The 11047-nt window shown below is 36.9% G+C and carries 10 protein-coding genes; 2 read left to right on the plus strand and 8 right to left on the minus strand.

The annotated features are described in order from the left end of the window. Window positions 1-18: 18 nt before the first annotated feature. The 7 genes from SPD48_RS13110 to SPD48_RS13140 form a co-directional block, all read right to left on the minus strand. The gene (locus SPD48_RS13110; protein WP_336258576.1) at window positions 19-1014 is read right to left on the minus strand and encodes a branched-chain amino acid ABC transporter permease; all 996 of its coding nucleotides are present in this window, start codon (window positions 1012-1014) and stop codon (window positions 19-21) included. Then, window positions 1011-1895, minus strand: coding sequence for a branched-chain amino acid ABC transporter permease (locus SPD48_RS13115; RefSeq protein ID WP_336258577.1), 885 nt, complete (start codon window positions 1893-1895; stop codon window positions 1011-1013). The genes SPD48_RS13110 and SPD48_RS13115 overlap by 4 nt, the downstream gene beginning before the upstream one ends. 77 nt (window positions 1896-1972) lie before the next feature. Next, window positions 1973-3205, minus strand: a complete 1233-nt coding sequence (locus tag SPD48_RS13120; protein ID WP_336258578.1) for an ABC transporter substrate-binding protein — start codon at window positions 3203-3205, stop codon at window positions 1973-1975. A 27-nt stretch (window positions 3206-3232) separates the two neighbouring features. Further along, window positions 3233-3994 carry an SDR family NAD(P)-dependent oxidoreductase gene (locus SPD48_RS13125; RefSeq protein ID WP_336258579.1) on the minus strand — a complete coding sequence of 254 codons (762 nt, stop codon included), beginning with the start codon at window positions 3992-3994 and terminating at the stop codon, window positions 3233-3235. After that, the gene (locus SPD48_RS13130) at window positions 3991-5151 is read right to left on the minus strand and encodes an iron-containing alcohol dehydrogenase (RefSeq protein WP_336258580.1); all 1161 of its coding nucleotides are present in this window, start codon (window positions 5149-5151) and stop codon (window positions 3991-3993) included. Before SPD48_RS13130 ends, SPD48_RS13125 begins: the two co-directional genes overlap by 4 nt. Window positions 5152-5162: 11 nt before the next feature. After that, the gene (nfsA, locus tag SPD48_RS13135) at window positions 5163-5906 is read right to left on the minus strand and encodes an oxygen-insensitive NADPH nitroreductase (RefSeq protein ID WP_336258590.1); all 744 of its coding nucleotides are present in this window, start codon (window positions 5904-5906) and stop codon (window positions 5163-5165) included. 32 nt (window positions 5907-5938) lie between these two features. Further along, a complete protein-coding gene (locus SPD48_RS13140) occupies window positions 5939-6622 on the minus strand; it encodes a GntR family transcriptional regulator (RefSeq protein WP_336258581.1) in 684 nt (227 codons plus the stop codon). Window positions 6623-7339: 717 nt separating this feature from the next. Between SPD48_RS13140 and SPD48_RS13145 the strand changes: the two genes are divergently transcribed. Further along, on the plus strand, window positions 7340-8407 hold the full coding sequence (locus SPD48_RS13145; protein ID WP_336258582.1) for a YeeE/YedE family protein: 1068 nt from the start codon (window positions 7340-7342) through the stop codon (window positions 8405-8407). 118 nt (window positions 8408-8525) lie between these two features. Next, the gene (locus tag SPD48_RS13150) at window positions 8526-8750 is read left to right on the plus strand and encodes a sulfurtransferase TusA family protein (RefSeq protein ID WP_336258583.1); all 225 of its coding nucleotides are present in this window, start codon (window positions 8526-8528) and stop codon (window positions 8748-8750) included. A gap of 1024 nt (window positions 8751-9774) precedes the next feature. On the opposite strand, the gene SPD48_RS13155 is transcribed toward SPD48_RS13150, so the two are convergent. Beyond that, entirely contained in the window at window positions 9775-10569 is a 795-nt protein-coding gene (locus SPD48_RS13155; protein ID WP_336258584.1) for a nuclease-related domain-containing protein, read from the minus strand. Window positions 10570-11047 lie beyond the last annotated feature (478 nt).

Below are 11047 nucleotides of genomic sequence, written 5' to 3' on the forward strand. Positions count from 1 at the left end.
TCTTTCCACCCCCTCTTTTTAATCCTCTACAATTTTTGATTTAACACGTTTCCGATTTAGTAATTTTCCTTTAAGTAAATCTTTTAAAAATGGGAGTAATCCATTGGGTAAAAAGGCTACAATTAAGATGAGTACAATTCCATAGATAAAAAAGTTCATTCCATTCAACATTGGAAATGAAGATCTTAATATCTCATTTAATGGGATAACAATTGCTGCACCAAGTAATGGTCCATAAATTGTTCCAATGCCTCCAACAATTACAATAAGCACAAACTCAATTGACAAATTCAAATTAAATATGTTTTCAGGCTCAAAATAGAGCATATATTGTCCATATAAAACTCCAGCAGCACCTGCCAAACCTGCACTTAAAATCATTGCAATCATTTTATATTTTGTTGTATTAATTCCTAAAGTTTGAGCACTGTCTTGATCTTCACGAATTGCTCGCAAATAATAACCAACTTTTGTCCGATCAACCCAATACATAAAGGAGAGACTTATTAAAAACAGAATTAATGCAAGCCAATAATATGTTTCATACTCTTTAAAAATCATATTTGTAAAGGAAGGTTCAAATGGGATGTTTACTCCCATCGATCCATTCGTTAAACTCCTCCAAAATAAGGCTATATGTCTGATTACTTCTCCAAATGCTATAGTCGCTAATGTAAAATAAGGACCCTTTAACCTAAATGTTGGAAATCCAATTACAATCCCAGCAATAATGGAAACTAAAACAGCTGCTAATAAACCAAGCCATGGAGATAGCCCTGATTTTAGAAATAGAAGAGACGATGTGTAAGCTCCTAGACCGAAAAAGATTGCATGACCTAAAGATAATTGTCCACCATAACCTCCTAATACATTCCAAGCGTTAGCCACTGTAGCAAACAACAAGATTAAGATAAAAATATTTAAATAAAATCGATTATCAAATATGAGCGGTACTAATGCTGCCAAGATTATCCCTATCAGTAAAAACTTTTGTGAGAGTATTTTATTCATCATTCTAATCCGACCTCCTCTGAACCTTTTCCTCTACTGAATATGCCAGCAGGACGAACTAGTAAAACTAGAATAAATATTATGAAATAAATCGCTTCTTTTAAGCCTGGGGAAATCAAAAGTCCGGATAGTGCTTCAACAACACCAATAAATAATCCTCCATAAAACGCTCCGAACATACTACCCATTCCCCCTAATACCACCACGACAAAAGCTATTAATACAAAGGTCGTTCCGATTGTTGGATATACTGAATAAATTGGCATTAACATCGATCCCGCTAAACCTACTAAGGCTGTACCAATTCCAAAGGCAAGAATATAGATTCGCTTTACATTTATCCCTACCAGATATGCAGCATCACGTTGCATAGCTACTGCTCGTATCGCTTTACCTACCATCGTCTTTTGCAAGAAAAAATACAATGCGATTGCAATTACAATAGCTGATATAAACGCAACAATATTTGGAAGACTCATCGTTATTCCGCCAATATTAATTAATTTGCTTTGATATGCAGTATGAACTGTTCGATGGTTAGCATTAAACAGCATTAAAGCTAAGTTTTGAAGGGCAATTGATAGTCCTAGTGTTACGAAAATTTTTGTTGATGCAGGTGTATCTAAAATTGGTTCTATTACTAGCTTTTGTGTTGCTAAGCCAATCAAAAATAACAAAATAATTACGATAATTGCTGACGAATAAGGATCGAGCCCTAGTGTTGAATAAAGAAGAAAACTTGCATACATTGCAATCATTAAGTATTCACCATGAGCAAAGTTTATAATTCTTACTACTCCGAGAATCAAGTTCAGCCCCATGCTAATTAGAGCGTATATCCCTCCTATCATCAGACCAGAAATAATTGTTTGAGTTAATAACATTCCTTTCACCTCAATTTATGAATAGTAACAGCTACTCCAAGGCAGTTTTCTTGAAATAGCTGCTTTGCTTAAATGGTCTATTTAGTTATTTTCGGTTTTTCTATCGCAACCTCTTCTGGATATACAGTAATTAGTTCTCCATCAATCCACTGGGTGATATATGGTTCACTTAACTTGTTTTGACCAGATACCTCATCAAATTCAACACCCCAGCCTGTTGCAGTTGTATTTTTTTCAACCTTGTAATTCATCGCAACTTCGCGTAGTTTTTCAGGATCCAGCTCTCCATCAGCTTCTTCAATGATTTCTAAAACTACTTTCATTCCCATATAATTTGCTAAAGAATGACCAGAGCGTGGTTCGGAACCAAATTTTTCTTCATAAGCAGCTAAGAACTCTTCCATTCCAGGAGTAGCATCTTTATTAATTTCATATTGTGGAAAGTCCACATTCAAAATATGCTCGGAATTTTCGCCAACCGCATCCGCAAAGTCTGTCATCGTATGTCCTCCACCTGAACCAATAAAGACAGGGACTTCTACGTTAAGTTCTTTCATTTGACGCGAGATTAATATAGCATCATTAATATAAGAGACAACAATTAATACATCAGGATCTGCCTTTTTAATATTTAAAATAACAGATGTTAAATCATTTGATGTCGAGCTATATGGTTGGATAGAAACAACATTAATTCCTTCTGCTTCAGCTAATTTTTCTGCTTCATCCGCAATAGTTGTTCCGTATGAAGAGTCTTCATGGGCAATAGCAACCTTTATATCGCTTAAATCTTTTCCTAATTCAGCTGCAACTACATCTTTTATAAAATTAATATGAACAACAGAAAACATAGAAGCTGGTGGATTTGTACGAAGGATAGACTGGTACTCTCGGTCTGTCACATTATCTGCAACCGCTCCCAATTCCCAGTATAAAGCTCCATTTCTTTCCGCTACTTCACTAGCTGCAAAAGCAATTCCACTTGAATAAGAACCTACTATGGACTGAATGTTTTCTTGATTAATCAATCGATTTGCTTCAGCTTGTGCTGCATCCGGATCTACCGCATCACCTTTAACAAGTTCAACCTCTCTTCCATTTATTCCACCATTTGCATTAATTTCTTCCACAGCTAATTCTGCACCTCGATAACTTTCCTCACCCAACAAAGCTAAATCACCTGTTAATGGAAATAAAGCACCAAGTTTGATCGGTCCATCATCGCTCCCCGAACTACCTTTTGAACCTCCTCCACACGCTGTTAAAAACAACATGACTACAATAAGTAACATACTAGATATTTTTTTCATATCTCGTTTCCTCCTCTATGTAAGTTTTTAGCTGATTAACCAGCCTCCATCTACGTAAATGGTTTGTCCAGTAATATAATTAGAAGCACTTGATGCTAAGAATATTGCAGTTCCTTGTAAATCTTCTTCTTCGCCTATTCTTTTCAGAGGGATTCTTGATTTCATCCACTCTACTTTTTCTTTATCCTCAAACAATACTTTTGTCATTTCTGTTTTGAAATAGCCAGGGCCGATTGCATTGGTGTATATTCCATCTTCTGCATATTCTACTGCCATTGCCTTTGTTAATTGAGAAACTCCACCTTTACTCGCTGCATAGACCGGCATATTTGGAAATCCAATTTCGCTCGTCAAGGAAGCAATATTGATAATTTTCCCAAATTTCTGTCTTTTCATGTGAGGAATGACCGCTTTTGATACTAAATAAACACTTTTCAAGTTTACATCCATAACTAAATCCCAATCTTTTTCTTCAAGATTAACCAATTTATCTCTCGCATTCGTTCCAGCGGCATTTACTAATATATCAATTTTTCCCTCCTTTTCTATCACGTCATCTATAAACGTATTAATGGATTCTTTATTTTGAATATCTACTGTATTATAGTGCGCTTTCCTCTCATATTTTTCTTTAATTTCATTACACACTTTTTGCAATTCTTCCTCAGTTCTACTAGCCAGTACAACATCTGCACCAGCCTGTGCAAGTGCTAATGCAATTGATTTTCCAAGCCCCCTTCCTCCACCTGTAACAACTGCTGTTTGCCCTTCTAAATTGAATAATTTCATTTCTCTCCTCCTATTGATTGTTTATATAACCTAATAACATCGTCATAACGGGTAATTCTTGGATTTACGGCTATATTTCCACTTAGCATAGCATCTTCAGCCATTTTTTCTATTTTGCTAGAATCTATTCCAAATGATTCGAAACTTTCTGGTATTCCTATATCTTTAGCTAGTTTTCTTACTGATTCAACCGCTTTATATGCTTTTTCCATAACTGTTGAATTATCAAGAACTTCTCCCATGTCTTCAGCAATATCTGCATATAGTTCTGGGACTGCTAGTATATTAAATGCCATAACATGAGGGATTAATATTGCGTTAGCAACCCCATGAGGAACACCATATATAGCGCTTACAGGATGGCTTAAAGCATGACAGTTTCCAAGTCTTGTATTATTAAATGCCAAGCCTGCTAGCAAACTGCCCATCAACATTTCATCGCGGTATTTTAAAGTATCACCATTATAAACAGCTTGCCTTAGGTTTCTACTTATCTTTCTTATTGCTTCCCTCGCTAATGTTTTCGTAATAGGATTCGCCATTTTAGAGGTATATGATTCTATTGCATGGACTAGAGCATCTAAACCTGTTGCAGCTGTAATGTGCGATGGTAATGTTAATGTAACCATTGGATCCAAGATTGCCCATTTAGGTGCTAATCTCACTCCACCCACTGTAAACTTGTATTCTCTTTCTTCATCTGTAATTACTGTAAAGTTAGTAACTTCACTAGCAGTACCAGCAGTCGTTGGAATCGCTATCAAAGGTAGTAAATCTTTGTTAAACGTATCAATTCCTTCATACTCTTTGATTTCCCCTCCGTTTGTAGCAAGCAGTGAAACTGCTTTCGCTACATCCATCGAACTGCCCCCACCTATCGCTATTACGAGGTCGGCTTTTACTTCTCTTAACATATCCAATGCGTTATTACAGTTTGAAACAGTAGGATTTGGCTGACATTCACTAAAAATTTTATAGTTAACATGGTTGACATATTGCAATAAATCATCAATCAATCCCGTTTTCATCAAGCCCGGATCCGTTACAATGAGCACATTTTTAATACCTTGTCCATCGATGATTTTTTTCACTTCTTTTAAAGCATTAACTCCGTATGTAATTTGTGTAGGATTTTTATAGTATCCTAAATTGTCCATCATTATCACCCTTATTTTTCTTCTTGTAGATATCCTTTTGATAATACAAAATCTTTTAAAAATGGTCTTCGTTTGTCAGATAGAAAATCCGTCATAACCTGACTCCAAGTTGTTTCCTTACTATTTGTAGTTCTCTTTTTATAATAATTTGAAATTACCTCATCGTATTCTGTTAATATTTGTTCGTATTTAGTTTCATCATAATCATCCGTATGTACAATGGCTTTCACCGGTAGTCTTGGTTTTACTTCATTTTGCTCATCTGGAACTCCTACAGTTAAGCCAAAAAGAGGGATAACATGATCAGGAAGAGAGAGCAGATCGCTTATCTCTCGAGGATTATTTCTAACTCCTCCTATAAAACAGATTCCATATCCTTTAGACTCAGCAGCAATCACAAAATTTTGTGCTAGTAAAGCCGTATCAATAGCGGCAACTAAAAAGTTTTCTAATGTACCACCTTTTATTTCTTCGCCATGTCTTAAGACTGCATGTCTTGCTCGATTTAAATCAGCGCAAAACACTAATGATAACGCAGCCGTTTTAAATTGTTGTTGATTACTGGAAAGTTCCCCCAACTTATTAATTTTTTCTCTGTCTTTAATTTGAATAACCGAATAAGCTTGGACGAAGTTGGAACTTGCCGCATATTGTGCAGCATTCAAAAGTTCATAAAATTCTTGATCGCTGATAGGTGTAGACTTATAGTTTCGAACAGATCGATGTGATTTTAGTATATTTAAAACCAAATCTATAACCTCCTCTTCGGTGAAAGCTAATATTCTAATTAGATAGATTCATTTTTATTTTTTTCATCATTCATTTGTTGAATTACTTTTAATAAGTTATTTTTGGTTCTTGTTAAATGATATTCCATAGCTAGTCTTAATTCCTGAGGGTCTCTACGTAAAACAGCCTCATAAATGCGTCGATGGTCTTGCTGAGTCTTTTCATAGTAGGGTTCTAATAGTTTAGGCGCAATAGGAGAAATCCCCAGATTATCAACAAACTTTTTAGCTCTAGGCCAAGGACAATCCTTATGCAGAATAGCATGGAATTTAGCATTCAATTTGCTATATTTATCATTCGTTTCATCCGTTAGTTTAAGCGTTTCCATTTCTATTAATACTTCCCCTAATAATGTTACATCTTCTTCAGTTAGGTACGGCAAAGACTTTTCAACTACTGTTGCTTCAAGCATACATCGGAGGTTAAAAATCTCTTCAATATCTTCTTGTGTAATCGGGGTTACTATCGCACCTTTATGAGGTTTAATCTCTACAAGTCCTTCCATTTCTAAATGAGTCAGCGCTTCTCGAATAGGCATTCTACTTACATTTAACCTCTGAGCCCACTCATCTTGTATAAGTCTTTCCCCTTCTTTTAACGTACCATTTAATATTTCTTTTCTTATTTCCTTTATAACTTCATGGACTGTTGTCGAATGACTTTTATTATTTTGTTTAACCATAATAATACTCCTTCTAACCTTCATATTGGATACAATATATACAATAACATAATTGTTAGAAAATTGTCAATAGACTTTTGTATACAAAATTATAGGTATTTGACGTATTTATACGTTTATTTAAGAGTTTATTCGTAAAATTGTATCCAATCTTAAATTTAAAGCTAATATAATTGTATCCAATTTGTATTTTAAAACTTTAAAAGTACACAGTTTAAGCTCCTACCGAGTTAATAAATTTTTAACTTTCTATGATCCAATATGAACGTTTTTATCAAAGTGTTTTCAATTTCTTTCTTTGTCCTATAAGAATTTTCCACAGATTCACTAATTAGACTTCATTATTCAATTTGAGCTTCATGATAATTTTGAGGAGGCAATCTAATTACTCATCACATCAACCCTCCTTTAATACTACCTTAGAGCGTCTGTTTTCATTTTTTCTTGAAGATGCAATTCGTAAAGTGACTCCAAAGCAAAGCGTAGTGGATTTTTCCTTAGCCCAGCAGATGATCATATTGGCAACATGAGACCTTAAGTTGAAGTTTGATAGTGAGAAGTTTTTCGCGGGGAATTGTCTTTTCATAATTTTACTGCTTTATACGGGTGCTTCTATTTAAAGTATCTACTTCAATTGCGTCACCTTGACAATTTTCTACACTTAACTTATAATTCTTATAGAGTTACTACGATTAATAATTTGAGGTGAGAACGAGAATGTTTTATATGATTTTAACGGGACTCATTTGTGGAGCATTACTTGGCTTTGTTATGCAAAGGGGCCGTTTCTGTTTAACTGGTGGATTTCGCGATATGTATATCGCTAAAGATAATCGGATGTTTTATGCACTATTAATCGCAATCGCGGTACAGAGTGTAGGTGTTTATTCATTAATTCATTTTGGTGTGATTGAATTTTCAGCGGGAAGTTTTTCTTGGCTAGCTACGATAGTTGGATCATTCCTTTTCGGAATTGGCATCATATTTGCCGGAGGATGTGCAACTGGAACGTGGTACCGTGCTGGTGAAGGATTGCTCGGCAGTTGGATTGCGCTTTTTGGGTATATGTTTATGAGTGCAGTTATGAGAACTGGCGTTTTAGCACCTGTTAATACATCTTTAACTTCAATTGAGTTGCCGACAAATTCGATCGCAGATAGTTCTGGAATTCCAGTTGGAGTATTAATCATTTTCTTTGTTGCAATTGTAGGTTTTATCGTTTATAAAGAACTCAAAAAACCGAAGATCGTGATACCAACGATGAAGCCACGACATACAGGAATTATGCATATTTTATTCGAGAAAAGATGGCATCCATTCGTTACTGCAATGTTAGTTGGTCTTATCGCAATTTTAGCATGGCCGCTAAGTGCCGCGACTGGCAGAATGTTCGGACTCGGGATTACCGCTCCATCAGCAAATATTTTACAGTTTGCGATTAGCGGAGATATGTCCTATATCAATTGGGGCGTCTTTTTAGTTCTTGGAATATTACTCGGTTCATTTTTAGCTGCAAGTGGAAGCCGTGAATTTCGATTCAGAATGCCAGATGCAAAAACAGGAATAACGAGCTTTTTAGGTGGTAATTTAATGGGATTCGGTGCAAGTCTTGCTGGTGGATGTTCGATCGGAAATGGACTTGTCATGACAGCAATGATGACTTGGCAAGGTTGGATTTCCTTATTATTCATTATGCTTGGCACATGGACTGCTTCGTATTTTGTATTCATCCGTCCTCAAGCGAAGAAAAAAGTTAGTGTAGATGGTAAAGCAGTTACTGCTTAAATTGTGAAGTTTACACTTAAAATTGAGAGCACAGGAACTTAGAGGCAAATTAACTAGAAAAATAGATTTTTATAATGAAGGTTTAGGAAAATTTAATTAATTCAGGAGGTTTTACACCATGCAAAAAAAATTAGAAGTGATGGGTCAAGTTTGCCCATTTCCATTAGTTGAAGCAAAAAAAGCTATCGAAGAAATTAATAGCGGAGATGAGTTAGTTATCGAATTTGACTGCACGCAGGCAACTGAAAGCATTCCTCGCTGGGCTGCTGAAGCTGGACATAGCATTACTAATTTTGAACAAACTGATGTTGCAGCTTGGACCATTACTGTGCAAAAACATTAATATTTTATTAGGAAAGACTTCTTCGAGTGAAGAAGTCTTTTTTTATTATATTAAAATCTATCGGCTATGGATTGCGCAACTTCTGATGCGATCGCGCGACTTTAAACCTGAATGGCGCAACTTCCGATGTGATCGCGCGACTTTCAACTTGCATTGCGCAACTTCCGACGCGATCGCGCGACTTTTAACTTGAATTGCGCAACTTCTGATGCGATCGAGCGACTTTACACTTGAATTGCGCAACTTCTGACGCGATCGAGCGACTTCACCCTTGCATCGCGCAACTTCCGATGTGATCGCGCGACTTCACCTTGAATGGCGCAACTTCTCATGTGATAGCGCGACTTCACCCTGAATGGCGCAACTTCTCACGCGAGCGCGCGACTTTAAACCTGAATGGCGCAACTTCTTATGCGATCGTGCGACTTCACCTTGCATTGCGCAACTTCTGACGCGATCGAGCGACTTTAAACTTGCATTGCGCGACTTCACACTTGAATGGCGCAACTTCCGATGTGATCGCGCGACTTTACACTTGAATGGCGCAACTTCCGATGCGATCGCGCAACTTTCAACCTGAATGGCGCAACTTCAGGACGATCGCGCGACTTTAAACTTGCATTGCGCAACTTTCAACCTGAATGGCGCAACTTCTCATGCGATCGAGCGACTTTACACTTGCATCGCGCAACTTTTGACGTGATCGAGCGACTTTCAACCTGAATGGCGCAACTTCTAAAGCAATCGCGCGACTTTACACTTTAATCGCGCAACTTCCAACGCGATCGCGCGACTTTACACTTGAATGGCGCAACTCCTGACGCGATCGAGCGACTTCACCCTTGAATGGCGCAACTTCAGCACGATCGCGCGACTTTAAACTTGCATTGCGCAACTTCCGATGCGATCGCGCAACTTTCAACCTGAATGGCGCAACTTCTGACGCGATCGAGCGACTTCACCCTTGCATCGCGCAACTTTTAAACAAAAATCCAATTTTGTGTACTTTTTTGTGTAATAAAGTTTAATTTTGCAGGATCCTTGTCGCAAGATATCTTGAGTTTACTCCCAAAAACTCTCTGCATTGTTTGTTCGTTATGGTATCTCCAAATAATAAGAAATAATCCTGCAATGCGCGATTATGTGCATCTTTTGAATTAGTATTACAGCTCGGACATTGCCACCTCCCGTATGCTCGCTTCATCCCAAGCTTCCTACACTGAGGACAATGGATACCCGGCTGGATCTGTTGCTTATTAATATTGAATTCCTCTAATACATCATATGTAAAATCCTCGCATTCACTTAGAATGGCGTTTACAATTCTATTTTTTAATTGTTGATTTACTGTTTTTTGTTTACTGTGGCTCGCATCCATTTTCATGACTCTAAGCGGAATTTCTTCCACATAAGCCATTACCTTTTTGATGCTCTCTTCCTCCCCTTTTACATGAATGATCGTACTCTGCTCCGCAAAGGCGATGAAATAATAGATTGGAATTCCCGCTAGTCCACGATTTTGCAGCCATCTCATCAGATGATAGACGTTCATCTCAACTTGCGTTATAGGGTATTTATATCCTAGCAATTTTTCACCGGTATGTTGCAAACATTGTTTAAGAGAAGTATCAAATGTGACCGTTCCTTCATAGCTTTTCACCTCAATAATATAAATAGCTAGAGCAGAAAGTATGACCGTATCCATTTGAAATTTTTTATCAAAAAGACGAAGTGTGATGTCATTTAAAACAGTGAAATTGTCCGGCAAACTTCGTACATGGTAATCCAATTTACGTTCGCCGTTATACCCCTTTTGCATCTGTGCAGCCTTCACTCTCATTCGGGGCAGTGCCTCTGTTCGATAATCGAGACGAGGAATTACCGCATCTAATATTTTTAATGGAACTGGTGGTTTACGCTGTTTGATATGTTTTCTCTCCTTTTTACCTAATCATAAATTTTGGTTAACAAAACGTCAAAGCGCTAAAACTTGATAATCCGTCCTTTAAACAGTTATAAAAATCAATTTTCTTTCAGAGTAAAATTCAATTTTGCAAGGTGATGATTGATAAGTTATAGAAGTTCAGACAAAATTGGGGGTGAGTTTGAACATAGTATCTTTGGAGAAACGAAGGGGGAGCTACTTTTCGAAGATGGGAGCTAACTTCCGTAAATGTGAGCAACTTTTCGAAATTGAGAGCTAATTTTCTGAGATATGAGCCACTTTTCGAAAAAGCTAATTGCGGCGTTCTGAGCTGATTTACAAAGAAAAGAAGTTAGGTGATTCACCTAACTTC

Origin of the sequence: Pseudogracilibacillus sp. SE30717A, from assembly GCF_037071985.1 — a bacterium.
Classification (GTDB): domain Bacteria; phylum Bacillota; class Bacilli; order Bacillales; family Amphibacillaceae; genus Pseudogracilibacillus.

Coding starts and splice junctions, on each gene's coding strand:
- SPD48_RS13110 (WP_336258576.1), bottom strand. CDS start 1,014: ATGATGAATAAAATACTCTCACAAAAGTTTTTACTGATAGGGATAATC.
- SPD48_RS13115 (WP_336258577.1), bottom strand. CDS start 1,895: ATGTTATTAACTCAAACAATTATTTCTGGTCTGATGATAGGAGGGATA.
- SPD48_RS13120 (WP_336258578.1), bottom strand. CDS start 3,205: ATGAAAAAAATATCTAGTATGTTACTTATTGTAGTCATGTTGTTTTTA.
- SPD48_RS13125 (WP_336258579.1), bottom strand. CDS start 3,994: ATGAAATTATTCAATTTAGAAGGGCAAACAGCAGTTGTTACAGGTGGA.
- SPD48_RS13130 (WP_336258580.1), bottom strand. CDS start 5,151: ATGGACAATTTAGGATACTATAAAAATCCTACACAAATTACATACGGA.
- SPD48_RS13140 (WP_336258581.1), bottom strand. CDS start 6,622: ATGGTTAAACAAAATAATAAAAGTCATTCGACAACAGTCCATGAAGTT.
- SPD48_RS13145 (WP_336258582.1), top strand. CDS start 7,340: ATGTTTTATATGATTTTAACGGGACTCATTTGTGGAGCATTACTTGGC.
- SPD48_RS13150 (WP_336258583.1), top strand. CDS start 8,526: ATGCAAAAAAAATTAGAAGTGATGGGTCAAGTTTGCCCATTTCCATTA.
- SPD48_RS13155 (WP_336258584.1), bottom strand. CDS start 10,569: ATGCAAAAGGGGTATAACGGCGAACGTAAATTGGATTACCATGTACGA.